This window comes from Acinetobacter sp. GW821-FHT09D10 (assembly GCF_059416285.1).
Map to the genome: position 1 here is coordinate 120,795 of NZ_JBWKOW010000001.1, position 25,626 is coordinate 146,420.

Annotated in this window: 31 protein-coding genes and 1 pseudogene; 25 read left to right on the top strand and 7 right to left on the bottom strand. The window is 34.8% G+C overall.

The genetic code is table 11. The features are described 5' to 3' along the window. The first annotated feature begins 13 nt into the window (after nt 1-13). The 5 genes and pseudogenes from AC07M3_RS00575 (at nt 14) to AC07M3_RS00595 (ending at nt 4,670) form a co-directional block, all read left to right on the top strand. Nucleotides 14-976, top strand: a complete 963-nt coding sequence (locus AC07M3_RS00575) for an ATP-grasp domain-containing protein (protein ID WP_199943151.1) — start codon at nt 14-16, stop codon at nt 974-976. Continuing rightward, complete coding sequence (locus AC07M3_RS00580; protein WP_494566195.1) at nt 966-2,135, top strand: MFS transporter; 1,170 nt, start codon at nt 966-968, stop codon at nt 2,133-2,135. The genes AC07M3_RS00575 and AC07M3_RS00580 overlap by 11 nt, the downstream gene beginning before the upstream one ends. Next, complete coding sequence (locus tag AC07M3_RS00585) at nt 2,123-3,193, top strand: hypothetical protein (protein WP_494566196.1); 1,071 nt, start codon at nt 2,123-2,125, stop codon at nt 3,191-3,193. Before AC07M3_RS00580 ends, AC07M3_RS00585 begins: the two co-directional genes overlap by 13 nt. 343 nt (nt 3,194-3,536) lie before the next feature. Next, on the top strand, nt 3,537-4,379 hold the full coding sequence (locus AC07M3_RS00590) for a hypothetical protein (protein WP_494566197.1): 843 nt from the start codon (nt 3,537-3,539) through the stop codon (nt 4,377-4,379). A gap of 151 nt (nt 4,380-4,530) precedes the next feature. Further along, nucleotides 4,531-4,670: pseudogene (locus AC07M3_RS00595) on the top strand (hypothetical protein). A 96-nt stretch (nt 4,671-4,766) separates the two neighbouring features. Here the strand turns inward: AC07M3_RS00595 and AC07M3_RS00600 are convergent. Then, nucleotides 4,767-5,030 (bottom strand): Arc family DNA-binding protein, encoded by a 264-nt coding sequence (locus AC07M3_RS00600; RefSeq protein ID WP_133745930.1) that lies wholly within the window; start codon nt 5,028-5,030, stop codon nt 4,767-4,769. Between the two features lie 205 nt (nt 5,031-5,235). Between AC07M3_RS00600 and AC07M3_RS00605 the strand changes: the two genes are divergently transcribed. The 7 genes from AC07M3_RS00605 to AC07M3_RS00635 all read left to right on the top strand — a co-directional run bounded on the left by AC07M3_RS00605 (nt 5,236) and on the right by AC07M3_RS00635 (nt 9,502). Next, entirely contained in the window at nt 5,236-5,532 is a 297-nt protein-coding gene (locus AC07M3_RS00605; RefSeq protein WP_494566198.1) for a hypothetical protein, read from the top strand. 140 nt (nt 5,533-5,672) lie between these two features. Then, nucleotides 5,673-6,071, top strand: coding sequence for a hypothetical protein (locus AC07M3_RS00610; protein WP_494566199.1), 399 nt, complete (start codon nt 5,673-5,675; stop codon nt 6,069-6,071). Nucleotides 6,072-6,186: 115 nt separating this feature from the next. Then, entirely contained in the window at nt 6,187-6,546 is a 360-nt protein-coding gene (locus tag AC07M3_RS00615) for a hypothetical protein (protein ID WP_133745933.1), read from the top strand. Between the two features lie 348 nt (nt 6,547-6,894). Continuing rightward, a complete protein-coding gene (locus AC07M3_RS00620) occupies nt 6,895-8,091 on the top strand; it encodes a chymotrypsin family serine protease (protein ID WP_494566200.1) in 1,197 nt (398 codons plus the stop codon). Nucleotides 8,092-8,241: 150 nt separating this feature from the next. Further along, nucleotides 8,242-8,655: a hypothetical protein gene (locus AC07M3_RS00625; protein ID WP_307009505.1), complete on the top strand. Its 414-nt coding sequence runs from the start codon at nt 8,242-8,244 to the stop codon at nt 8,653-8,655. A 237-nt stretch (nt 8,656-8,892) separates the two neighbouring features. Continuing rightward, nucleotides 8,893-9,075: a hypothetical protein gene (locus AC07M3_RS00630; protein WP_494566201.1), complete on the top strand. Its 183-nt coding sequence runs from the start codon at nt 8,893-8,895 to the stop codon at nt 9,073-9,075. 196 nt (nt 9,076-9,271) lie between these two features. Then, on the top strand, nt 9,272-9,502 hold the full coding sequence (locus AC07M3_RS00635) for a hypothetical protein (protein WP_005040408.1): 231 nt from the start codon (nt 9,272-9,274) through the stop codon (nt 9,500-9,502). Between the two features lie 277 nt (nt 9,503-9,779). Here AC07M3_RS00635 and AC07M3_RS00640 read toward each other — a convergent pair whose 3' ends face one another. Further along, the gene (locus tag AC07M3_RS00640; protein WP_166645289.1) at nt 9,780-9,956 is read right to left on the bottom strand and encodes a hypothetical protein; all 177 of its coding nucleotides are present in this window, start codon (nt 9,954-9,956) and stop codon (nt 9,780-9,782) included. Nucleotides 9,957-10,309: 353 nt separating this feature from the next. Between AC07M3_RS00640 and AC07M3_RS00645 the strand changes: the two genes are divergently transcribed. From AC07M3_RS00645 to AC07M3_RS00655, 3 genes are all read left to right on the top strand, one after another. Further along, entirely contained in the window at nt 10,310-10,519 is a 210-nt protein-coding gene (locus AC07M3_RS00645) for a hypothetical protein (RefSeq protein WP_004642902.1), read from the top strand. A 238-nt stretch (nt 10,520-10,757) separates the two neighbouring features. Next, nucleotides 10,758-11,471: a YegJ family protein gene (locus AC07M3_RS00650; RefSeq protein WP_494566897.1), complete on the top strand. Its 714-nt coding sequence runs from the start codon at nt 10,758-10,760 to the stop codon at nt 11,469-11,471. A 178-nt stretch (nt 11,472-11,649) separates the two neighbouring features. After that, entirely contained in the window at nt 11,650-12,033 is a 384-nt protein-coding gene (locus AC07M3_RS00655) for a hypothetical protein (protein ID WP_494566202.1), read from the top strand. 98 nt (nt 12,034-12,131) lie between these two features. Here AC07M3_RS00655 and AC07M3_RS00660 read toward each other — a convergent pair whose 3' ends face one another. Genes AC07M3_RS00660 through AC07M3_RS00670 form a run of 3 tightly spaced genes read right to left on the bottom strand, consistent with a single transcriptional unit; the run spans nt 12,132 to nt 15,591 of the window. Further along, the gene (locus AC07M3_RS00660; protein WP_494566203.1) at nt 12,132-13,472 is read right to left on the bottom strand and encodes an MFS transporter; all 1,341 of its coding nucleotides are present in this window, start codon (nt 13,470-13,472) and stop codon (nt 12,132-12,134) included. Nucleotides 13,473-13,481: 9 nt separating this feature from the next. Beyond that, nucleotides 13,482-14,294 (bottom strand): amidohydrolase family protein, encoded by an 813-nt coding sequence (locus AC07M3_RS00665; RefSeq protein ID WP_494566204.1) that lies wholly within the window; start codon nt 14,292-14,294, stop codon nt 13,482-13,484. A 7-nt stretch (nt 14,295-14,301) separates the two neighbouring features. Next, a complete protein-coding gene (locus tag AC07M3_RS00670) occupies nt 14,302-15,591 on the bottom strand; it encodes an SLC13 family permease (protein ID WP_494566205.1) in 1,290 nt (429 codons plus the stop codon). A 111-nt stretch (nt 15,592-15,702) separates the two neighbouring features. On the opposite strand from AC07M3_RS00670, the gene AC07M3_RS00675 reads away from it, so the two are divergent. After that, complete coding sequence (locus AC07M3_RS00675; protein ID WP_494566206.1) at nt 15,703-16,434, top strand: GntR family transcriptional regulator; 732 nt, start codon at nt 15,703-15,705, stop codon at nt 16,432-16,434. A 284-nt stretch (nt 16,435-16,718) separates the two neighbouring features. Then, nucleotides 16,719-17,420, top strand: a complete 702-nt coding sequence (locus AC07M3_RS00680; protein WP_494566207.1) for an alpha/beta fold hydrolase — start codon at nt 16,719-16,721, stop codon at nt 17,418-17,420. Between the two features lie 19 nt (nt 17,421-17,439). Here AC07M3_RS00680 and AC07M3_RS00685 read toward each other — a convergent pair whose 3' ends face one another. Next, nucleotides 17,440-18,357, bottom strand: a complete 918-nt coding sequence (locus tag AC07M3_RS00685) for a LysR substrate-binding domain-containing protein (RefSeq protein WP_092705959.1) — start codon at nt 18,355-18,357, stop codon at nt 17,440-17,442. Nucleotides 18,358-18,516: 159 nt separating this feature from the next. Here AC07M3_RS00685 and AC07M3_RS00690 point away from each other — a divergent pair, with 159 nt between their 5' ends. The 4 genes from AC07M3_RS00690 (at nt 18,517) to AC07M3_RS00705 (ending at nt 20,540) form a co-directional block, all read left to right on the top strand. Then, nucleotides 18,517-19,083: an FMN-dependent NADH-azoreductase gene (locus AC07M3_RS00690; protein ID WP_494566208.1), complete on the top strand. Its 567-nt coding sequence runs from the start codon at nt 18,517-18,519 to the stop codon at nt 19,081-19,083. 16 nt (nt 19,084-19,099) lie between these two features. Beyond that, the gene (locus AC07M3_RS00695) at nt 19,100-19,519 is read left to right on the top strand and encodes a DoxX family protein (RefSeq protein ID WP_494566209.1); all 420 of its coding nucleotides are present in this window, start codon (nt 19,100-19,102) and stop codon (nt 19,517-19,519) included. Between the two features lie 71 nt (nt 19,520-19,590). After that, nucleotides 19,591-20,187 carry a glutathione S-transferase family protein gene (locus AC07M3_RS00700; protein ID WP_494566210.1) on the top strand — a complete coding sequence of 199 codons (597 nt, stop codon included), beginning with the start codon at nt 19,591-19,593 and terminating at the stop codon, nt 20,185-20,187. 116 nt (nt 20,188-20,303) lie between these two features. Next, nucleotides 20,304-20,540 carry a hypothetical protein gene (locus tag AC07M3_RS00705; RefSeq protein ID WP_045431740.1) on the top strand — a complete coding sequence of 79 codons (237 nt, stop codon included), beginning with the start codon at nt 20,304-20,306 and terminating at the stop codon, nt 20,538-20,540. 157 nt (nt 20,541-20,697) lie between these two features. On the opposite strand, the gene AC07M3_RS00710 is transcribed toward AC07M3_RS00705, so the two are convergent. Further along, complete coding sequence (locus tag AC07M3_RS00710) at nt 20,698-21,633, bottom strand: LysR family transcriptional regulator (RefSeq protein WP_494566211.1); 936 nt, start codon at nt 21,631-21,633, stop codon at nt 20,698-20,700. 87 nt (nt 21,634-21,720) lie between these two features. Here AC07M3_RS00710 and AC07M3_RS00715 point away from each other — a divergent pair, with 87 nt between their 5' ends. Genes AC07M3_RS00715 through AC07M3_RS00730 form a run of 4 tightly spaced genes read left to right on the top strand, consistent with a single transcriptional unit; the run spans nt 21,721 to nt 25,583 of the window. Continuing rightward, the gene (locus tag AC07M3_RS00715) at nt 21,721-22,971 is read left to right on the top strand and encodes an acyl-CoA dehydrogenase family protein (protein WP_494566212.1); all 1,251 of its coding nucleotides are present in this window, start codon (nt 21,721-21,723) and stop codon (nt 22,969-22,971) included. A gap of 2 nt (nt 22,972-22,973) precedes the next feature. Beyond that, complete coding sequence (locus tag AC07M3_RS00720; RefSeq protein ID WP_494566213.1) at nt 22,974-24,035, top strand: phosphotransferase family protein; 1,062 nt, start codon at nt 22,974-22,976, stop codon at nt 24,033-24,035. Between the two features lie 15 nt (nt 24,036-24,050). Next, the gene (locus AC07M3_RS00725) at nt 24,051-24,815 is read left to right on the top strand and encodes an SDR family oxidoreductase (protein WP_092705944.1); all 765 of its coding nucleotides are present in this window, start codon (nt 24,051-24,053) and stop codon (nt 24,813-24,815) included. A 12-nt stretch (nt 24,816-24,827) separates the two neighbouring features. Continuing rightward, nucleotides 24,828-25,583 (top strand): SDR family NAD(P)-dependent oxidoreductase, encoded by a 756-nt coding sequence (locus AC07M3_RS00730; RefSeq protein ID WP_003651898.1) that lies wholly within the window; start codon nt 24,828-24,830, stop codon nt 25,581-25,583. Nucleotides 25,584-25,626 lie beyond the last annotated feature (43 nt).

Consider the following 25,626-nt stretch of genomic DNA (forward strand, 5'->3'; position numbering starts at 1 on the left):
AAAGGGTTAACCGATGAATTTATACTGGATTGTCGCTCGGGAAGAATATAATAACGCAAATGATATCGAGGAGTCATATGCTCAATTTTCGTTTGAACTTGAAAAGCGAAATATCGTATTCCGTTTTATTACACTAGAAGACTGTATCATTTCCATGCATCCAGAAAATGGTCTTCAACTGATATATAAGAACCAAATTATAGATGAAAAAATAACAGCTTTTATTCTTTCTCCTGCAAATCTAAATACGCAGGCCAGAGCTATCTCATTAACATTGCGGTATTACCTTAGAACTAGAGGAGCATGCTTATTAAATGAAAGTATTGCCGGAATTGAAACTCTTGAATGGAACAAAATAGCTCAGATGTCACTTGCCTCAAAAGCTGGTGCTCCAATTCTTCCTTTTACAATGATTGGTTATCATCGAAATATCATCCCAGCTATAAAAAGTTTTGCAGCTAATTACAGTGGAGAATATATTTTCAAACCTACTGGAACTGGAATGGGTTTTGGCGTTATTAAGTCCTATAACCTTCAACATGCAATCAGCACAGGAAATCTAATTTCGGCATCATCTATTGAATATTTCATGATGCCTTATCTTTCAAATGCTTGTGATGTTAGGTTTTTCTTTATTGAAAATGAGTTAGCATTTATTGAATTACGAAAACCTAAAGATAATGACTATATTGGGAATGTCGCACTTGGTGGAGAAAAGACAATTTTGACCGACCAAGAATTCCTTAAGCTTTGTAGTGATGCACCTTTTTTTCAAGATATGCGATATTTATCCGAAAAGATACTAGCGCAGTCAGGTTGTTCTATATTGTCTGTAGATTGGTTAATGAATGCATCGGGGTTTTATTTTAATGAAATGTCTACTGCTGAAACTGGTCTAGCAAAACTTCCCGAAAAGATAAGAGCATTTGTTTTTGACAGTCTGACAAGGATAATTCATAAACATTATGCATACTAATCGGACTACATACTTAATCTACTTTACAGTATTTTTAGCTGAGTTTTCATTCTTTTTTGCTCTGCCTCTACTGGGTAAATCACCAGCTCTCAGTGCAACAGATGTCGCAGCTTGTCTGTCTGGTGCTGTAATACTGGAAAGTATTTTGATGCTGACCACTACAGGATACCTTGAACGTTTTTCTAGAAGAAAATTGATTTTTATTTCTCTTCTGTTGCGAAGCAGTGCTTTTGTGACAATTTATATCTCATTGTCATTTTCTTCTTGGTTATTATTCTTCTTTTTAATGGCTTTATCCAAATCTATTTCTAAACCATTTTTAAGAGAGGTACTGGCCGAAAGCCTGTCAGGATTAGATCTAAAAAAAGCACTAAATACATTCTCATTATGCCAAAATTTAGCAGTTTTCATTGCTCCTACATTGGCTATTGTGGCATTGAAATATGAGTTTATAGATACTGTTTTATTGTTGCTAATTATATCTGGAGTTGCCCTAGCACTATCTGCTTTATCAATAATTTATACTTTTCCAACTAGTCATAAACCTATATCTAGATCACCTTTATCCAGTATATATCATGCTTTCGGGGGGGTAATGGCTAGCAGTGGGATAAAGCGCCTACTACTTTCAACTTTCTTCTGTTTTTTCATTATGGGGGTATTTATCACTACAACTACTCTTTTAGATAAAATTAGTCCTGAAATGGGGAAATATTCTGGTTTATTTTTCTCTATAGTTGGTATCGCAATATGTGTATGGCAAGGAGTGATCGCAAAATTAATATCATTAAATGATAAGTATAGTTCATATATCATTCTCATTTGTGGAGCAACATCTTCAATCTACTTGCTTGATTCCGTATACATTGCCGTAACTGCTTTGATTGCATACAGCATTTATGAGTCAGTTATCATTCCAGATATTTACTTTAAAGCCAGTCAAATTCCTTCTGAAATTTCATCTGGAATACTTTTCAGTTATATATTAATCATTTCAAATTCAGGGGAAGCATTTGGAACATGGATAACAGGAATGCTAATAACTCATATAGCAGAACATGTTCCTATTTTTATTTTTACCACAATACTTTGCTCTGCGATTATTTCGCTCATCTGCCTTAAAACAGCTTATAGAGAGGAACCTTTGTGTCAGTCATAGTCTTTGCAACTGGTGGGACCACTGAAAAAGCCAGAACGGTCGAACACCCATGGGATAGTTACCAGTTTGTTACCTCTGCTGCAGCTCAAGCATTAAAGCCTCTATTCAATGAATTAGCAGTCTCATCAGTGGCTAATTGTTTGACTTCGGGTAACCTCTGGGGTGGTTTTCTTTTTGCACATGAAATCTGCCGTTTACTTAAAGTAAAATATTATCCTTTCGCATCCATTGTTGACAGTGATGTGTTATGTGAGGCTGTCGATACATTTTCAATTGACACTATAATATGTCTTCCTAGTTTTGCAGAATGCTTTTTATTACCAGAACGAAAGCCTCAACTATCAACCTTAAAAAATATTTTTTATCTTGGCGAAATATTTCCTGATTCATTAATTGATCAGGCTCAAGAATTATTCCCTGATATATGTATTAAACCATTAGCTTATACATCTCAGGAAACAGGCCCTATAGGGTTTCAGTGTTCATATCTTATTGGTAACCATTATCATATTTATGAACATGTGGAAATAAGTAGAAATCCTGAAAGTGGTGAACTCACTGTTAATGTCAATGTACCTGAAAATAATCATTTGCTTAATCATATGATGGGCGATGTTGGTGAGCTTAAACAAGATTTCCTATGCCCATGTGGTTACAGAGGCGATGCTCTACACCTTTATGGCCGGGTACCTACATCACGAAATATCCTTGGTACATCTATCTCAATCTATGAATTTGTAAGAGTCCTGTCAAATGCATCGACTGAAACGCTTACAGACGCTGATTTACAACTAATTGAAGTTAAGAGTGAAAGGAAAGGACTAGGGCTAGTCCTAATGATTTGTAATAGAAAAAATATCTCAACCCACTGTATCCCAGAATTATTAAAATCTTCATCACTTATAAAGGAGATAATTAATGATTCACTTTACTTCCATATTTTCATAACAGATAAAAATACATTTTTAAAATCTGAAACAACTAAGAAAATCAAACCATTTATAACAGCTAAAAGACTGCCAGATGAAAAAAATGCCTGTAAATTGATTATTAAATAGAGGGGCTCATTTGACTATGTGTCAAATAAATATACAAGCGATTTAGCTCAGGTTTGAGTTAGTATCCTTCCTCAGCCTTTTAGTTATTACATCAATTTTCTGAATTATAATTCGTCCAGTTTTATAAAAACAATTGGTCAGTTATCGCTTTGTGTTCCAGATTTTAAGTTCAAACAGTCTGGATGAAAGGGATGTGGTGGTGGAGAGGTTTTTGGTTGTGAAATTAAATAAGTAATTCCACAAAGATAAATTATAGTTTATAAAGCTAATTTTAAAGTAAAGTTAAAAGTAATCAAATCTTTATAACTATTTTGAATGGATAGAAAGCCAATAAGGTTATTTTATGAGAGAAATAAGGGAATTAAATAAACTATTAAAAGCTTATAAAACATATAGTATTGAAAATTTGGCGTATTCGTTAAAATTTGATCAAAAACATATACTAGATACCTTAGATGGGAAAGACATATTTTTTCCCCATCATATAGTGGGTATGTCTATATCTTATGCCCAATTGGCATTCTTAAAAATTGAAAATAATAATGCAGATATAGATGCTTTAAATAGTTTAAATCTTGCTTTGATTTATGCAGAGGTGGGAAGAGAATTACAATTAAAAGATTTTAAAATAAAACCTTTAGATAAAATGAATGTACATGAGTTAAAGAAGTATTTTTCAGAATTTTCTGCATTACTTTTTTGGGCGATTCTATTAAATAATAAAAATTTAGCAAAGAAATTAGCACGCCAAGTGGAGTTTTGCTTACAACAACAATTTTTATCTGACTTTCCTTTAAGTTATGACTATTTTTCATTATGGGCTTATTACAAATGGATTAATGAAGAATTTAGATTAGAATCAAAAATAGATGGAAAATTTAAAGATTTGATAAATAATTGGTCATGTGACTCAGTATTTTTAGAACCATTATTAATAGATATAGCAAATTTACACTGCGAAGAATTAATAGATAATGATTTACGTAAGTATCCTCCAAAATTTATTAGCCCTCCGTTTACTTTATTGCCACTTGAAATTCATGTGATTAATAAATTAAGAGCATTGGATGAATTAGAGGAAATATCTTTAAATCATCCTTTAATGAACACTCGTTCTGCAAAAATTAAAGTATTTGAAGTGATAGGTGATGATTTGATTGAAACGATACAGATAAATTTTTTGTAGTTGAGTAAACCAACTAAAGCATCCCAAAGATGTACGCTTTTTTATTACACATTGCTTAAAATACATACAGAAACCTCGCTAAAACGAGTTGGAAGGCTACAAAGGCGAATGATACTTTAAGTTCCACTCTTCCCAATAAGTGAGGTGAGCAATGAAATTGTTAGCGTTGTTCAGTATGGGAGTTGCAGCGAGTTATTGGTATGAAACTATAAAAATAGCAAGCCCGCTCTTCTGAAACCAACTTTTGATGAAATAGTAAAAAAAATTGTATTAGCAGACTTTAAAGCCTAATGCATTTAATAATCTTAATTAAATAAGAAGCTCATCGAATGGTGGGCTTTTGTATATAGGACATATGTGACTTAGCATAAACGTATTTTCATACTTTTATTCTGTATCTTTTTTATTTAACTCCTCAAACATTTTATATTGCTCTTCAAATATTTTTTCATGGTTCTTCACTGTCTGTAAGTACTTAACACACTCAGGGCACTTTTCTAAAATTAATGATTGTTCAAGTCTTATAATTATCTCTTTGTTTAGTGAGTGGGAATTGCTCTTTGCTGCATTTGTAAGTTTTTCGCGAAGTTCTACAGGTAAGCGCAAGCTATATTGAGGCGATATAGGTTCGCTATCATTGATATTTGTCATAGTTATTCCATCCCTGTAATAGATTTTAGTTATAAAGTAAGACTTAATGATAATTGTAGGACAATTTGAACTAAAAAACAGTACATAGTACTTTTTACTGAATAAAAAATTTCTTAAATGCTGGGATTTTTTGAGATGAATATCTGAAATTGGATGTAAATAAACAAGAGTATTAAATATAGAAAAGAATCCCAAGGGGTAGGTTATGAAAAAAATTCTATTAAGTTATTTGATTATTTTAAGTAGCGTTGGGTGTGCAACTAATGAACCTAAACAAACCCCATTAGAAGTAAAGCCTAAAGATACTTATTGCAATCCCAATGAGGCTAAAAAGCTTATTGGGCAATCTCTTCCAAGTGAGCAGGATTTAAAAGCAATGACGAATGCGGGAGTGGTACGAGTTTCCCATATAGGTCAATCTGTAAGGACAGACTTACATTATGATCGACTGAGTGTTGTAATTGATAACGAATCGAAAATCATCTATGCAAACTGTAGTTAAGTCGATAAATAGAATCAAAGTATTCAATTAAGTTCTTAAATTGTTGATGTATTCAGTCACTGAAAGCCTTGTTAAATATTGACTAATGACAAAGCTTTTTATTTATAATTTGAATCTAAAAAATTTTTAAGTCTAATAAAATGAAACTATCACCAATTATCCTTATTTTATTTTTTCTAAGCTCTACTTACTTACATGCGGAAAAACTAGGAAGAGAGAGAATGGCGATTTTTCTAGGATTAATAGAAAATTCACGAACTGCTGAACAGAACTTACAAAATTATTTAAGCGGAATTCATTCGGTAGGACAAGTTAGCTTTAAACATCAAATGAGAATAGCTGACCTTTTATGTGATATTGGAAAAGCACAAAAACCAATGATTGAATTTTTGGAGTTAAATAAAGAAAGATTTGGTTTAAAAGATCAGGATGTTATAACTATTTTCCCACTTGATCGACAAAAGTTACAAGAGGAATTGGAAGAATTAAAAGGTACGCCTTATGAATGTGGTAAGCAGAGTTATAAGTATTTGTTGTAATGGCCTTAATAGATTAGAGATGTCTTATGCGTTGGAGTTTTATAGATTCCTTATGAGTCTTTTCATTTTTAGCTTATGCTATATTTATTTTAAATTAAAAATTAGTAGTTAAAATATGAAAAGATATATTTTTATAGGGCTCGTGACGAGCCTGCTTTCAGCATGTTCAAATAATGTATTAAACCCTGAAGCTACTAAACAAGCTCAAGCGCAGCTACAAGAGAAAAAAGTCAAGCCTCCAGTCCTTGGCACAAGTAAAGAATGGGACTCATCTTTTGACTGTGATCCAATTAAAGTTAAAAATCTTATAGGTAAAACTGGCTTAACCGAAAAACAGGTTCTATCGATGACCAATGCTCGAATTTATCGAAGTGCTTACCTCGGAGAACCAGTTACTGAAGACTTCCGCCCAGATCGAGTCACTATAGTAATTGATCCAAAAACAAAACGAATAATAGCTAGTGCGTGTGGCTAACTAGTGATTCCTATCTCAAGAGGTAGTCTTTTATTACCTAAATAGTCAGATGAATTACGGCACAAAATTGTTTTACTAAGTATTGATGGTGTACAAGGCACTTTTTATAACTTCTGATATTTAAATTAAGTAAAAAGACTATTTAGAAAATAAACAAAAAATAACGGTTCATAATATTTTGTTTTATAAATTGTAATTTTCTAATTTTTCCTTAGAAATATTACATTTAATGGTGAAGTGTTAAAGAAAATCTTAAGGATGTGCAGCTCACGATTAAATTTTGGTTGGTTTTTATATAAACAATATATCGTTATATTTAAATCTTGTTTTTTGACCAGAAGGTAAAAAATGAAAAAAATATTAGCACTAACAATTTTAATTTCATCATCTTGTACATTTGCTGCATCAAATGAGGGAATTGAGCAGGATATTCGAAGCTATTCTTTATTACATGGCGTTAGCACAGCAGAAGCAAATAAAGCATTAGTATTGGAAGCTAACCGAGACTCTGCACTGGATGCTATTGAAAAAGAGTTTAAAGGACGTATAGGTGGTATTTATGTAGAAAATGCACCTACATATAAAATTGTGGTTAGAGTCAAGGGATATGGCCAGAATGAAAAAAGAAATGTAGCGGTAGGGAATGCTATTTCGAAAAGCAATTTACCTATCGAAATTCAATATGGAGCTAAAGAAACAAGAGAGAATGCAAAAGGGCAATTGGATAAAGCTGCTAAATTAGCCAGTAAATATTTTTCTAGAATTCAAACCGTTGGGTATGACGAAAAGAGCGGCAGTATTTATGTACGTGTAAATGGTAAACAAACAACAGAGAATCAAAGAAAAATAGATCAAATCAAAGCTGCTTGGAACAACCCGAATTTGCCTTTAGAAATTAATTTAGTTAACTGGTCTGTAAAGCCTCTTGTAGATGCTAATGGCGGGACTTTTGTTGCAGGACAAATTAGCTCAACAATGTATGCAGATTGTACAACTGGTTTTGGTATTAAAAATGCTAGTGGAACAAAGTATATGAGTACTGCTGCTCACTGTCCTAATAACTTCAAGAGTAAACAGGATGGAACACAATATACATTTGTAGGTGAGATTCCATTTGCGCAGTCTAATGATCTTCAGTGGAATAGTACAACAGCCACTATTACTAATAAGTTTTATGTAGGACCAACAACGACTAGAACACTTACTGGTAGACGCACGTTATCTGCAACAAGAGTCGGGGATAATGTTTGTCATTATGGTAATGCAACAGGATATAGTTGCGGTACTGTTAGAGGTGTGGGTGTGATTGTTCCAGAGAATGATCCTAATACTGGTGCACCTCTATTCCCTGGCAGTTTTTGGGTAGATGTAAATACGCCTACTTGTGGTGGTAGTGATAGTGGTGGGCCTGTATTTACAGCTTTAACCATTGCCAGTGGTATTCTTTCACTTGGAGCAATAGATGATGTAACAGGTGCTTGTCAAGGATATTACTATGTTCCTACAGATAAAATTTATGAGAATGGCTTTTCTTTCCTTTACTAATTAAATTTCATAAATGCGATAGCATTTTTTTTGGGATATAGATAAATACAGAATAGTCTGTACATTTAGGCCCCGCTAAATATCGATTATTGGCGGGGCTTTTTATTTTTTATTTGATATATTTGAGATTCAACATCTTGAGTAATTATTATGACGATTAGAATTGATTTAGTTCAGGGCAGGACAAGCTATCATGATCGTTATGATAGAAATCCTGATTTAGTGTTTATCAGTTTACAGACTTACGAAGATATCTTGCATGACCCAAACACCGATTTAAGCAAAAACTTTAATAATTTTTATGGTTGTGACGTTATTACAGTGAACTCTTTAAATGTTGATTATATATTTTTTGAGAAAACCGATTTGGATGCTGCGCTTGAAAAGTATATAAGCCAAAGAACTCAATTGGTAACTATTCCAAAGCATTTGCCTTCACATAGTACATCGGCTCCTACAAACTCCAATGTACGGTCTATTGAAGATGATTTCACTTTAGAAAATTTACAAATTGAAGAGAAGATAATTGTTGCTTACCGACAGTATCAAGAAAGTAAAAATTAGATTTTTAAGAGCCGAAAGGCTCTTTTTTAATGGGAGTAATGTATGAACAATGAAAATTGTATTAGCAGACTTTCAAAGCGTAATGTGTATTAATACTTAACTAAAAAAGCTCATCGGAAAATGGGCTTTTTTGTTGTTCTAGATCCAAAATTTTCTTTATGGAATAAAAACACTTTAACTCACTTGTTTATTTAGTTATCTCGAACTAACAATGAGACATAACAGGAGTGTTAAAGTATGAAATCAACAATTGACTACATTCCTAATGAGGATCAAGAAGAAGAATCTTTGCTTACGGCAAAGATTGACTCGGAAATTGGAAAATTAAGAAAAAGAAGGGACGAACGAACACTAACTTATACTGATGAGGAGAAAGATATTAAGTATAAAATTCAAATAGAATCTTCATTGAAGAGTTGATATTAGATCTTCACCAAATTCAATGATGATATTTGATTAATAAAACTCATTAATCTTAACCAATATTTCTTTTATCCAATATGACAAAGCTTGCTAGAAAGATCACAGTATTTAAAGCCTCGCAAAGTATCAATTACACGCGAGGCTTTTTACTTTGTATGTTAAGCTGATCTTCATAAATTTATGGATTATTACAATGTTTATTTGTATCGGTGGTGATTTAGACGGCGAAGTTGTAAATAACCGTGAAGGAACGTTCTTTAAGGCTAGTGAAATAGATACAAGTAAGGAATCTACTTACAATCGTCAAAGTTACATTATTGGTGAAAACACTTATCGCTTTTGGCTGTGTGCGGAGTTGACCTATGCTGAGACAACAAAGATAGCGAATGATTACTTGGCGCAAAAACATCCATACCTTTCATAATTCAGATATAAAAAATAAGCCCGCCAATTTTGGTGGGCTTAATCTATCTAGGGTGAGTCAGCTAAATACTGGTTAAGTGAAAAAAACAATTAAAAAAGCCCCTCATATCTGAGAGACTAGTCATATCAATTTTCTGGAATGAATGGCTGTAATTTCTTAAATAACTAAACAAATCAAATTGATAAAAGTAGTTAATATTATAATAAATCAGTGCACTAATTTATTCTTTATAGTAGCAGAGCCTCAAAACAACGTCTAAGGCACTGTTAATAAGAAATTATTTGTTATTAGGATCAGGTTGTTCATTATTCTCAGGCAGATCTTTTACAGTGCCCGGAACTTGTGAAGGCTGAGTTTCAGTAGGTGGTGTTGCTGAAGAATGCTTGTTCATTTGAGCTTTGATGATATTAGTGTTGTTTGTTGTATTTTGAGAAAAACTTTTAAAACCTGACATTTTTATCTTCTTATCTTCACTAGGGAGAGTTCATAGTACGCTTTAAAAGCCTTTACATTGCGGTAGTTTTAAGACTTATATGTGTTGATATGTCCTAGAAAAGATCTTTATCTCGACGACTTATTTCATAAATAAAATCAATTATATATAACCTGTTGAGTCTTATCCTTTAAATTTTGAAATTACGTCATTCGAATTTCAAGTAGGGGTACATAAAGCACACATATATAAATAATTTCAAGATAGTGGATTAATACAGTTTTAAAAATTAATTCAATCTAGTTGTCTACAAAATATTGATAGTATAAAAATATCGTTAGGCATAATATGCATGATTAAATTGGAGCATATGAATGCTAAAAGACATTACAATTATTGATTTCCAAGGTAAAGAAAAAAGAGCACAGGCAAATTATACAGAAGTAAACACTAATAAAATCAATCATTCATCTAGAGTTCAGAGACCCAAAGTTGAATATATTTTGTTAAAAGGTGAATTTATTTACCCTACTTCAAATTTGGTTTTCTACAGTTCCGATGGCAACAGCTATTATATAGAGTAAACATGACCCACTTCAGTGGGTTTTTTAATAGTTGATTTTAATTTGCCGAACTTCTTACGGTCCACGAAGCCCGCTTTGAATTGATCTTGGAGGAGTTCTTTTTTTTGAACATTCATGTTCACAGTTGAGAAATTTTAAGATATTTAAATTTATCATAGTGTTAATATAAGAAAGCTTAATATTAATTAACTGTAATATGGATTATATGAATAAATTGCATAAGAATGAATCTCCGGAAATGATTATCGCTTTTGAGAAAGCTATAAGTACATTTAAATATTTTTGGCGTGAACTTTATTGGGAATATCGACGAATTGTGCCTGCTCTAGAACTGGCTTATGTGAAATGTGCATTTACCCAAGAAAACGTTGAGGATAAAGACCAACCTTTGATTGAGTATATGTGGATTGATCAAGTTGATTTTGATGGGAGTACAATTTCAGGAACTTTGTTAAACGAACCTTATATTATTGATAATGTGCAAGCTGGTGAAACCGTAAGGCTTCAATTTGAGTCTATAGTTGATTGGATGTTTTTATCTAATGGCAATGTTCATGGTGGGTTTACGATTCAAGAATATCGTAAAACTTTAGATACACTAGATCGTAAAGAATATGATGAGGCGTGGGGGATTGATTTTGGCAATCCTGATGAAATTTTTCTAGTTTATGACCAGAAAAATTGTCCCGAAAATCTAGATGAACATCCCATGTGTAAGAGTATTTTGGATCAGTTCATAGGTATTATAAATGCAGACCCTACAATCATTACTGAAAAAGATGAAAGTGGTAATCAATTGTTACATCGTGAAGTTATAGCGGGTAATTATTTATTTGTTCAAGAACTTTTAAGGTTGAATATTAATAAGTTGGTAATGAATAATCAATCAATGATTCCTGTAGATTTGGCTCATAAAATGGGGTGGACCAATATTGTAAATTTACTTAATTAGCTTTGAATTAAGCCCTCTAATGGAGGGTTTTTTAATGGGTGAAATTTATGAAAAATAAAATAAGTTTTCGAGTCTTGATAAGAATTAAGTAAAGACTTATGAGCTATTTGGCTTAAAAAATTAATATAAATGATTGAAGTTTGATAGAATATTTTTTCCTAAAAATTGACAAAACTACATGTTTATAGAATTTAAAGACTTGAAGAAAAAACGGAACATCGCTTTATTGGCTGTAATTTTTCTTATTTTTAGTGGGGCGTATTTAATTATTAATAATAAGGGAAATATTCAAAGAATTGAATCAGTTATATATACAGATAAAACTATAAGTGAGAAATTTGGAAAAATTAAAAGTTACAGTATTCGTAGATTTGGCTCTGACCCTTATTCTAGTGCTGAACGACCACTTTACTCTTATAAAGTTGATATAACTGGCGAGAAGGCTGATGGAGTAATTAAAATTGATATGAGAAAAGATCAAAAACAGCTTACATATCTATATACAATTAAAATTACGGATGAAAGTCCTCATAGTTTTCGTGTGAAAATAGGAAAACATTGATTTATCGTAGCTTCTATAGGTTTGTTATAAATTAAAAAAGAGACCGTTAAATGGTCTCTTTTCGCTTTATGAGCTAGTGCATTTCTAACTCTCAAACCTTATACAATATTTTGAACCTTTTGTGCTTTCGGTAATGTCGGTTTTCTTCCCAGATACAATGCAATCATGGCACCCGTAAATGTAAGAATACATAACGGTAAAAGAGAAACAGGGAAACTACCCGAATAGTCTTTCACAATGCCCATTATAGAGTTCATAAGGCCAGTTCCAATATGCGCAATGGTATTGACCGCTGCGATGCCTACAGCGACCAAAGTTGGCGGTAACCGTTCAGAAACCAATGCCCAGAAAGGACCTTTGATTGCGTAGTTACCCATCAAAACCAAAGAGAATAAAACCAAGCTCAATGTTAGAGATGAGGTAAAAATAGTAAGGAATAAGCCAAGACTGGTCACAAATAATGGAATTGCAGTGTTTAGGCTTTTATTGCCACTTTTATCGGCATGTACTCCCCAAACAATCATGAAAACGGCAGCCAAACCAAATGGAATCATATTCAAAAGACCTGTTTCCATGGCAGTTAAATGGAAAGCTTTTAATATTTGAGGCATCCATAAAGATAATATATTGCTGGTTGCTGAGCTTCCTGCATAGATAATGGCGAATAACCATAAATATTTATTGGTAATAAGAAGCTTAAACTTACTCTTTTTCTGTTCTGCACTGTCTTGTTTTTCAGAATTTAAGAGTTGGTTTTTTTCAAAAGTTAAGGTGCTTGATAGCCATTCCTTTTCTTCTTTACTTAACCATTTCACATTATTTGCAGTATTAGGCAGCCATACTAGGCACAATAAACCAAGAAGGATTGCGGGTAAGGCTTCTAGAATTAAAAGAACTTGCCATCCACTTAACCCAACTACGCCATGTAAACCAAGGAGTAAACCAGACAGAGGGGAGCCAATAAAGTTAGATAAAGGAATTGCAACCATAAATACGGCAACAATTCGAGCCATATATCGTTTAGGGAACCAGAGTGTTAAATACAGTAATACACCCGGAAAAAATCCTGCTTCGGCAGCACCGAGTAAAAACCGTGAAATTGAGTATGAAATGGGGCCAGTAATGAAGGCTGTACAGCAACCGACAATTCCCCAAGTAATCATGATTCTGGCAATCCAGATGCGAGCACCCAGCTTTTCCATTGCCATGTTACTTGGAATTTCAAATATGACGTATGCAATGAAAAATAATGTCGCACCAAAACCAAAGGCAGTCGCCGTTAAGCCAATTTCTTGATTCATGGTTAATGCTGCGAAACCAATATTTACTCTATCAATATAGGCGATGAAATAACAAAGAATGAGAAACGGAAGAATGCGAAAAGAAAGTTTACGAATAGTGGTCTTTTCTACTTCTGATATCAAAATATCATTTTTCATACATACTCCTTATGTACGTGAGAAATCAAAAAGTTTGTTCGGATTTTGACTTAAAATTAAGAATTGTTCATTTTCATCAACTACAATTTTTTTAAAAATATTGAATGATTCTGCATATGTAATAGTGGTTTCATATTGGGTATGCGGCCAGTCGCTTCCCCAAATAATTTTATGCAATAATCCTTTTTCTTTAAGTAAGTTATAGGCCTGTTGAGCCGTATTTATATTTTCTGAATCGGTGCCTAGGCGATAAAACCCTGACACCTTAATCCAGTGCTGTTTCACATCGAGTAAACTTAAAAACTGCTGATAATCCGGATCATCAATACCTTTAATTGGGTCAACGCGGCCAAAATGGTCAATCACAACATTGATGTTGTATTCACTCAATTGAGGCAAAAGCTGAACCAAATATTTCGGTGGTGCATGTAATTCAATTTGCCAGTTCAGAGTTTCCAAAGTTTGTAAAAAAGACCGCCATTCAATGGTATTTAAAGAAGGAAGGTCTAATCCAAAAAGATTTAATCGAATGCCAACAATACCTTGTACTTGAAGTTCAAATAGTTCATCAAAAGCCGTCGTGTGTTGAATAACGGCAATTCCTTTTAAACGGTCAGGATATTGCTGAATGGCATTTAACATTGCTAGGTTATTTGTACCCAAAAAGCTGGGTTGAACCAGAACGCCATGAGTCAAATGATTACTGTCTAAATGAGAAATGAAACTCTGTACGCTGGCATCATAATCAGGCGTGTAACGTGCTGTTTCGATACTGTGGTCCTGTATCGTAAAAACATGTGCATGGGTATCTATAGCGTTCATTTTCATCTCACATTACAAATTTTAAAGCCAAAATAGCGATTAAGGCAGCAATAACTCCTACAGGAATTGCTTTAAATAACAGTTGATTAAAGAATTTGGTTTTGTCGATATCTTCGGGTGCTGAGGCCATGATAAGACTGCCGCCAGAAGAGAAAGGAGAAATAGCAGTCGATTGAGCACCGACAATAATACAAATGAAGAGAAGAAGCGGATTAATGCCCGATGTAAGCGCTAGAGCTGGAACGATTGGAAATAAGGTAGGTGCAACAACGCCTAGAGTGCTTGAAAAGACAGACATAATGGCGCTGATCAAACATAACAAAAGAGGGATTACCCAAATAGGAACGTTATTGGCTAACCATTCAGAAAGTGTAGTAATAATGCCTAATTTTACCCCTAAAGCGATGAGCATACCGACACCGCAAATCATGATTAGTGTTCCCCACGGTACAAGGGCAACCACTTTTTTCTCATCGGCAAGTTTCATCAGTAAACTAATGAGCGAAAAGGTAATAGCGAGAAAAGCAATATCAACTTTAGAGTTTAAGAAAGTAATGGTAGTCGCATCAGGAAAAAGAAGATGTAATATTGGAAAAATTAAAACAATCGACATCATGAGAATAATGAGGAAGATCGACTGTTTTTGCTTTGTATTAAATGGTTCAGGCTTTTGATCTTCAATAACAATAGAATTATTTTTTCTATTCCACAGGGTATAAATTCCTAATACTATAATTGGAATAATCAAAGTTAAGATAAAAATTCCACTGCTATATGAAAAAGCAGTTTGTGAGTTAATGCCTGTATTTTCCATTAAGCTTCGAAAAATAATGCCACTTTGTGATGTCATAAAATTTGCACCTGCTAAAGCGCCGTAATTTGCAGCCATCCCACCAATAATCATATTCATATTGGTTTTTTTACACAGCAGTAGCGTAATGGGTGCCATAAAAGCAAGAACGGTATAAAAGCCTGCACCTAAACCCGCAATAATAGTCGCGGCAAAAAAAATCGCTAAGGGTAAAAATTGAGGGAATTTACGGCACTTATATAAAAGATGGCTTGCGAGTTTTTCTAGGGCCCCATTGGCTAAAGCAAAGTTATAAAACAGGGTTACAGACAAAATAATAAAGAAAATTTTAACAGGCCATAATTCAATGACTTCTGACGGCTTTAGCCCCATGCCAAAACCGCCAATCAAGTAAGCAAAGGCAATTGTAAAAAATCCAATGTTAATCTTAGTTTTATAACCTAAGCCTATAGATAGTGCTAAGGACATCAGCATCAATGCAGTCATATTATCTTCCTTGATAAATATATAAACATCTAAACATATATATGTTTGGTTTTTTGTATTACATATAACTATGCTAATATTGTCAAATCTATTTTATGATGTTTAACGCAAATGCTTGATGAAGCTGCATTTAAAAACTTTAAATTACCGAGATATGAAAAGGTTCGCTGGGAAATCCAGAAGCTACTTATCGAGTCGAAATGGACTGTTGAAGAACCTATTCCAAGTGAGCAAGAGCTAGCACAAATGTATAGCGTCTCTGTGGGAACTGTGAGAAAAGCTGTAGAAGGACTGGTTGAAGATGGCTTATTAGTTAAGTTGCAAGGGAAAGGCACCTTTTTAAAACAACCTAATTTTGAAAATTCACTCATCCGTTTTTTTAGATTACGAAATAAAAAAGGCGAATTTATTCAGCCTCAAGGGCAAATAAAAAAAGTAGAAGTGTGTGACGCAATCCCCGAAGTAAATGCAGAGTTAGGGCTTAAAAGTACAGAAAAGTTACTTTATATTGAACGTGTTCGAAAACACGAAGAAGTTATTGTTTTAAGTGAAAAAATTTGGTTACCAGAATCTTTATTTAAAAGTCTTGAACAAATTCAGATCTCTGATTTCGGTAATTTACTTTATCCTTTTTACTATCAGCACTGTGCTCAATTTATTTCTTCTGCGACAGAACGGTTAACTTTTGAGAAAAATATCAAAGATAGTTATTTAAACAATAATATTGAAGAGCCTTTAGTGAAAGTATGTCGTATTGCCAAGAATCTTGAGGGCATTGCAGTAGAATACCGTGAATCTTATGGGCTAGCTCATAACTTCCATTACGAGATATCAATTAACTAATCATTTCTTGTAATCCCTGATTTCAGCTTGTAATTGATTGCTGTAATCAAGGGGGCTCAAATGCCTAGTTAAATACTATTTTTAAGGTGTTTTTTATTATATTAGAGCTATAGGCGTCCCCAGCTTTGGATGAGCTTAAAGAAGAAGTGCTTTCAATCATATATGTTGATAAAGACTAAAGTGTGATTGAAAAGCTTCGCAAGATTTACTTTATATTTCGATAATTTTATGTACTTGTTTTCGTCTTCATTAGGGCATTCATTTTATTAAGGTGTTATAAATTTATGAATAGAGAGCCACTTTCGGTCGTTCTAATTCCTGGTTATATGCTTGATGAATCTCTCTGGAATGAATTCGTAAATGAGATGCCCATGGAGTGGGATATATTTCGAGCCAATTTAAAAGAAGGAAATACAATAAAAGAAATTGCTCAAAATATTGTTAAAAAAGTACCGGAAAACTTTGTACTGATTGGATTTTCACTTGGAGGTTATATTGCCAGATCTCTAGTAGAACAATTTCCTGAGAAGGTTAAAGCATTAATTTTAATAGCTTCTTCACTGCGCTCTGATAGTGAGGAGCAGAAAAATCAAAAGTTAACCGCAATTAGACTTAATTCTAAACAAACTTTTCGTGGGCTGAGCTTGATATCGATTGAAAAAACTCTTCATCCATCAAATGCTCAAAATCGAACTCTTGTAAAAAGAATCCAAGAGATGGGTAAAACATTAGGTTATGAAGAGTTCATTAAACAATCTATGTTAGATAGAAGCTCTTATGATATGAGTAAGATAACATGCCCAACTCTAATTATTTCTGGTGCTGACGACCAACTGCGTAGTAATGAGGAAGCAACTGAATTATTAGATCAGTTGCCACATGCAAAGCTTGAGATAATTAATAATACTGGCCACATGATTCCAATTGAACAACCTCAGGCATTGGCCTCGGTGATCTCGAACTGGTTAAGTGAGAAAAATTTATGACAGATCTAGAATAAAAAGATTAAATATCCTGCATTTCTTTTAACAGTAGGGGAATTTTTTCTATCAAAAAATCAAGGAAGACCTTTGATGCTGGCAAAGCACCACTTCTAGATGGAAAGATTAAATGAAAATTTCCAGTTGGAAGTTCCCATTCAGGTAAAACTACGATCAGTTTTTTTTCTAATATTAAACTTTTGCACTTTAATAAAGGCAGTAGGGCGATACCTTTTCCATCAGTTGCTAAACAATTCAGCAGGGTTAAGCTTGCAGCTTTGATAAATGGTTTTATAGGTAAACTTAAATTCTCATTAATAACTTGATTACTAAAGAACCAAGTTTGATTTTCATTTTCGATATTACTTAACAACTTATGTTTAGTTAATTCACTCGGATGCGTAGGTGTACCATACTGATTAAGATAGTTGGGGCTAGCAACCAACACTGACTGTGTATAGCCAAGATGTCTCATAACCAAATTATGGTCACTATCTAAATTCTGTCGAATACGTATACCTATATCAACAGACTCTTTAAGGATATCGACTCTCTTGTTAGTCACAATAAATTTGATTTCTACTTTGGGATATCTATCCATAAATTCAGGCAGAATAAGAGGCATAATCCTTTCCGCAACATCTATTGGAACACTTACAGTAATCGCTCCAATAGGTTCACCGCGTAACTGATCTATTAGATCATAGACAGTTTGTGCCTCTAAAAGCATAGATTGCACATATTGATAAATCTGTTCCCCAATTGCCGTAAGCTTAATTTGTCTTGAGTCTCGTTGTAATAATTTAACGTTTAAATTTTTCTCTAAAGTTGAAAGTCTACGACTTAATTTTGATTTAGATATTCCTGTTTTTTGTTCTACTTTGCTTAGACCACCATGTTCAACAATCAAGGCAAAAATATATAAGTCATTCAAATCTTTCATAGGTGATTTTTAACCTTAAGGGCTAATAATTTATTTTACTTCGATCTGTATGATTATTGGTTGCATTTTATGCAACATATGTTCCCAGTTATGGATCTTAAGTTGCAAATCTAAAACACATAAACTCATTTCACGACTAAAAAACCGAATAGGTATGAAATGAAATTATTACATTTAGACTCGAGCGCACTTGGTGAATACTCTGCCACCAGAGAAATTGGTCATGCGGTTGTTCAAGAGTTAAAAAAACATGGTCCTTTAGAAGTGGCGTATCGAGATTTACATGCAGATCCACTTCCGCATTTTGCCAAACATTTTGATAACTTGAGTGCCGAAGCACAAGTTGATGAACGTATCCTTCAACAATTTGAGGAAACGGATGTTTTTGTACTAGGTGCGCCAATGTATAACTTGAGTATCCCTACCACATTGAAAGCATGGATTGACCGAATCTTAATTGCGGGTCGAACTTTCAGATATACAGAAAATGGACCACAAGGCTTAGTTTCAGGTAAGAAAGTTATTATTGTCAGTGCTCGCGGTAGTGCTTATGGCAACCAATTCCCTATGGATCATCAAGAATCCTATCTAAAAGATATTTTTAACTTCTTAGGTGTCCAAGATGTTTTTGTAGTACGTGCAGAAGGAATGGCTTTTCCAACTCGTTCTCAATCAATTAGCCAAACAATAAATGGTATTCCAGAAATGTTTGCTGTTTCTGCTTAGAACTGAGGGAATAATCATGACTAAAATTAATAATGCAATTGAAAAAGTTATCCAACATCCGAGGATATTTCCATTTGCATCACTTCTAATGCGGGTAATGATATCTGTAATTTTTATCTTATCTGGAATAGGAAAGATATTTCAATACTCAAGTAATGCAGGGTATATGGAGTCTATGGGAGTCTCATCCGCGTTATTACCATTCGCTATTCTGGTTGAATTTGGAGGAGGCTTTCTTGTATTGATTGGTTTCCAAACCCGACTTGCAGCATTCCTATTATTTGGTTTCTCGTTAGTGGCAGCAGTGCTATTTCACAGTGGTTCTGATATGAACAGCCAAATTATGTTTATGAAAAACATTTCAATGGCGGGAGGTCTTTTGGCACTTGTTATTTTTGGAGCAGGTGGCCTCTGTGTAGATAAGAAACTTAAATAATTTCAAAAAGGTAGAAATGCAGATTTGTATTTTTACCTTTATTTTTTCTATTTAAATTATGGTTATCATCAATGAAATTATTTTTTTATCCACATGCCTGTTCAATGGCGATCCATATTGCTTTAAAAGAAACTGGGCAAATATTTGATACAGAGTTTGTAGATTTATCAACAAAAGTGACTGGATCTGGGCTGGATTATCTAAAGATTAACCCTAAAGGGGCAGTTCCAGCACTTGGGCTTGATAATGGTAAAGTTCTAACTGAAGTTACCACTATACTGACTTACTTAGCTGACTTAGTTCCAGAGAAGAATTTAATTCCCAAAGTGGGTTCTTTTGAGCGTTATGAAATGATGAGTCTTTTATCATTTATTAGTATGGATATTCATAAGAACTTTTCTGCTTTTTTCTACAATGAAAAAATTGATTCTTGGATTGAAGTATCTAAACAGAAATTAGAAAGAAGCTTTGATTACATAGAGAGTAGACTTCATTCATATCAGTTTTTGATGGGTAGTGAAATTTCAATTGCAGACTTCTATTTCTATGTAATGTTACATTGGTGTGACTATTTCTCTCTAAATTTGAATAAGTGGCCTGAAATATTAAAGTTAAAGAGTGAATTAGAAAAAAGAGATTCAATAAATTTAGTCGCCAAGATGAGCTAAAAAACTTAGCTATCTCCTAAACACGGGGCTTTATCTTTTGATGGGATGAAAAATTAAACTGACTTAAAGGTCGCCGTGATATGGTATAAAAGCACCTCCAATAATAAGGATTATATATGTCAGACAATTCAACAAAATGGCTTTGTGTGGGTGGTGTTCTAAGTGGCGAGTGGAGAGAGCAGCAATTAGAAGCATTTGATGTTGATCCCAATGATTTAAATACTCATAGTTATGAACCAATGAAACTCATTAATCCTGTTACCAAGGCAGAACAGGATTTCTATGTATATACTGAGCTACAAGAACATGCATATGACAGGGCAATAAATTTTGCCTTATCTAAAAATCAATGAGAACGAGAGAGCACTTAGGTGCTCTTTTTTAAAGTTTTTAAATAATCTTGTGATTTTTACCCTTATAGATAATTAAGCAAATGGGTGTGCTTTAGTGCATCAGGCATAAATAAAATGCTGAGCTTAATTATCCTTCTGATTTAGTTGTGAAACTATTCTATAAATTACTAATAATATGCAATAGTTGCGTCTTACACCACGCTATTTGGTGTTCATGGGACTTTTGTTGATCCCAATATAAGTTCATTTGGTATCCAGCTATATCAATGGGTAGTGGATGCACCTTAATTTGAGGGTAATTATCTTTAAAATAAGCAATTTGGCATTGAGGAATCGTGAGTAAATGGTCCGTTTGTGTAATTAATCGGATTGCCGTTTCATATTGTTGGCAGCGAAAGCTAATAGTTCTTTTGATACCTAGTTTAGATAAGAAGAAATCTTCAAAGACACGACCTGTGGGGCGAGAGGACACAGTAATGTGTTTGGCATCTAAATAAATTTCTTTTGTTAGGTCCGTAGATGATAATAATGGATGCTGCTTGCGGCTTATTACCACAAACTGGTCTTTATTACAGCATTCATAATCAATACTATCTTCAACGGAATGTTGAACATCAATTGCAAAATCGATTTTACCCGTAGACAGCTCATACCTTAAGTTTTTACGATCAATGCGTACGCTATTTAACTGCAAATTAGGATTAAATTGGGTTAAGTGTTGAATAATAGAAGGCAAAAAAATCCCTTCATACTCATCAGTCATAGCGATTGTGAGATGTTTTAAATCTCGTGCTGGCACAAAGTCATGCGTGCTTTGAATTGCTTGATGCATAAGTTGCAATGACTGTTCAATTTTAGGCCATAACCGTTTGGCTAAAGGCGATGGAACAACGCCATGCCCATCTCGAATAAATAGTGGGTCATTAAAATGATCGCGTAAACGGGCCAACGCATGGCTAACAGCAGGTTGGCTTAAAAAAAGTTGTTCACTCGCACGTGTTAGATTTTTTTCTTTATAAATTGTGACAAACACCCGAAATAGATTGAGGTCAATACGAGCTAGAGAGGCGACATTATTATTCATTTCATTCATGGTTTGTTATTCAAACAATTCATTTTATTCATTGTAACAAGTTCGGTATGGTCAGGAAATAGCATAACAAATAGAGTGATTAAAACTGTGAATTTTGAACTTAGCGCTCGTGGCAAACAATATTTAGAAAAAGTTAAGCAATTCATGGCAACTGAAATTGAGCCTATTGAGGAAGAGTTTTGGGCTGAGATTCGACGTACTTGCGACCATGATGATTGGACCACATGGAAATGGCCGACCGCTTTGGAAACATTAAAAAATAAGGCAAAGGAAGCTGGTTTATGGAATATGTTCTTACCTGATGACACATTAGGCGCGGGTTTGAATATTCAAGAATATGCTCATATCGCAGAACAAACGGGTCGTAGTTTTTTAGCTCCGACCGTTTTTAACTGTAATGCTCCAGATACTGGCAACATGGAAGTTTTATGGCGTTATGGGAATGAAGCGCAGAAAAAACAATGGTTAGAACCATTATTAAAAGGCGAAATTCGTTCTGTTTTTTGTATGACCGAGCCTGAAGTTGCATCAAGTGATGCCACCAATATGCAAACTACCGCGGTTATTGAGGGTGATGAAATCGTTCTCAATGGTCGAAAATGGTGGTCATCAGGTTTAGGTGATCCGAATGCTAAAATATTGATTGTGATGGCACGCACACCCGATGCAAATAAAGGTCAACACCAACAGCATTCGATGGTTTTAGTACCTATCGATACGGCTGGAATCAAGATTGAAAGAATGCTTCCAGTTTTTAATGAAACTGAGGCACCCCATGGTCACGGCGAAATCAGCTTTAATAATGTACGTGTACCCGTGAGTAATTTCATTAGCGAAGCTGGACAAGGTTTTGCAATTGCACAAGGGCGTTTAGGGCCAGGGCGAATACATCATTGTATGCGCTGCGTGGGAGCATCTGAACGTGCTTTAGAATTGGCAATTGATCGTGGTATGAGCCGTACGGCATTTGGTCAACCAATTTTAGAATTAGGCGGCAATAAAGAGCGTATTGCAGATGCCCGAATTGCGATTGATCAAGCTCGATTATTGACTTTGTATGCAGCTTGGAAAATGGATACCGTTGGAAATGTTGCAGCTATGACTGAAATTTCAGCCATTAAAGTAGTTGCCCCTAATGTAATGCAACAAGTCATGGACATGGCAATTCAAATTCATGGTGGAATGGGAATATCAAATGATACGCCTTTGGTTCGTTTTTTTGCTCTTGCGCGAACTTTACGTTTAGCGGACGGCCCAGATGAAGTTCATAAACGTGTTATTAGTAAAATCGAGTTAAAAAAGCGGGGATATAGCCACCATCGAGCAGAGGGGAAATAACCATGTCTGTGATTGATGTTGGTGGTCAGGTACGTCAGGGTGAAGAACTCAACATAACTGCTATACAAGACTGGCTGTTTCAACAGGGTATTTGTTTAAAAGGCACACCCAAAATAACTCAATATTCGGGTGGGGCCTCTAATTGGACTTATCGGATTGAATGCGATAATCACGATTTGATTTTACGTCGCCCACCATCAGGTACAAAAGCAAAATCTGCTCACGATATGGTGCGGGAATATCGGGTGCAAAAAGCACTTAAGCCACTTTACCCTATGGTTCCAGAAATGGTGGCATTGTGTACAGATCACACCGTCATTGGTTGTGATTTTTATGTGATGGAACGTATCGAAGGCATAATTCTTCGCGCTGATCTGCCCCAAGACCTAAGTTTAAGTAGAGATCAGCTCAAAGTTCTCTGTACAAATATGCTGGATTCTCTAATCGCCTTACATCAACTCCCTTATCAAGGCACTGATTTAGAAATGCTAGGTAAAGGCGAGGGTTATTGTCGTCGCCAAGTTGAAGGATGGGATAAGCGTTATGAAAAAGCATTAACGCCTGATGTACCAAATTTCAGTGAGATAAGACAATGGCTACATGCGCATGTCCCTCAAGACAGTAAAACGTGTGTCATTCATAACGATTGGCGATTTGATAACCTCATTTTAGATCGACAACAACCTACCTCTATTATTGGGGTATTGGATTGGGAAATGACGACACTCGGCGATCCACTTATGGATTTAGGGTGTGCTCTGGCTTATTGGGTACAAGATGATGATAACGCAACATTGAAATCTATGCGACGTCAGCCAACCTATTTACAAGGCATGTTTTTACGTCAGGAAGTCGTGGACTATTATCTGCAAAAAACAGGTTTACATACCAACAATTGGACGTTTTACGAAGTATTTGGCTTATTTCGTTTAGCCGCTATTCTCCAGCAAATTTATTATCGTTATTACCATAAAGAAACTCAAAATCCCGATTTTAAAAATTTTGGGAGTTTTGTCGAAAATTTATATGAGCGTTGTTTACAACTGACTTCACAAAATCCATGAACATAAGGAAATGATATGGCTACAAATTTATTCGATTTGACTGGAAAAATAGCCTTAGTTACAGGTGCTAGTCGTGGTATTGGTGAGGAAATTGCCAAACTTTTAGCTGAACAAGGCGCACATGTGATTGTATCTAGTCGCAAGGTTGAAGATTGCCAACGCGTTGCTAATGAAATTATTGCAGCAAATGGTAAAGCGGAAGCTGCCGCTTGTCATGTGGGTAAACTAGAAGATATTGCAGAAATTTTTGAATATATTCGTAAAGAACATGGTCGTTTAGATATTTTAGTCAACAATGCAGCTGCCAATCCTTATTTTGGGCATATTTTGGATACTGATATTGGGGCCTATAACAAAACGGTTGATGTCAATATTCGTGGATATTTCTTTATGTCTGTCGAGGCAGGTAAATTAATGAAGGAACAGGGCGGCGGTGCAATTGTGAATACCGCATCTGTAAATGCCCTACAACCCGGAGACCAACAAGGTATTTATTCTATTACCAAAGCTGCGGTGGTGAATATGACCAAAGCATTTGCAAAAGAATGTGGACCATTGGGTATTCGAGTGAATGCTTTGTTACCAGGTCTTACAAAGACCAAATTTGCATCGGCACTATTTGAAAATGAAGATATTTATACAAGCTGGATGAGTTCAATTCCATTACGCCGTCACGCAGAGCCACGTGAAATGGCGGGAACGGTACTTTATCTGGTGTCCGATGCTGCGAGTTACACCAATGGTGAATGTATTGTGGTTGATGGTGGTTTAACTATTTAGGGAGGAATAGCAATGTACGAACATTATTCAGGTCAAGTGGTCTTAATCACAGGTGCGGCGAGTGGATTTGGTGCATTGCTGGCAGAGCAACTGGCAAAGTATGGTGCAAAATTAGTGTTGGGTGACTTGAATATTGAAGGGTTAAATACTGTAGTTGAACCGCTACGCCAAGCAGGAGTAGAGGTGGTTGCGCAAGTGTGTGATGTCAGCTGTGAAGCAGATGTACAGGCTTTGGTGCAAAGTGCAGTTACTCAGTTTGGTAGAATCGATGTCGGGATCAATAATGCAGGTATGAGTCCGCCTATGAAAAGCTTTATTGATACCGATGAAGCAGATCTGGATTTGAGTTTTGCCGTCAATGCCAAAGGTGTGTTCTTTGGAATGAAGCATCAAATTCGTCAGATGTTGCAACAAGGTGGTGGCATTATTCTGAATGTTGCTTCTGTTGCAGGTTTAGGCGCGGCTCCCAAATTGGCTGCCTATGCTGCGGCAAAGCATGCTGTGGTGGGATTAACAAAAACAGCAGCGATTGAATATGCAAATAAAGGCATTCGAGTTAATGCAATTTGTCCATTTTATACAACCACCCCGATGGTAGTCGACAGTGAACTCAAAGAGAAACAAGACTTTTTAGCGCAGGCCTCGCCAATGAAGCGTCTTGGCCATCCAAGCGAAGTGGTGGCAATGATGCTGATGATGTGTGCCAAAGAAAACTCATATCTCACAGGTCAAGCCATTGCAATTGATGGCGGAGTGACAGCTTATTAAAACATTTATTAAATACATCTTATTAATTTATTTAGGAAAAAAT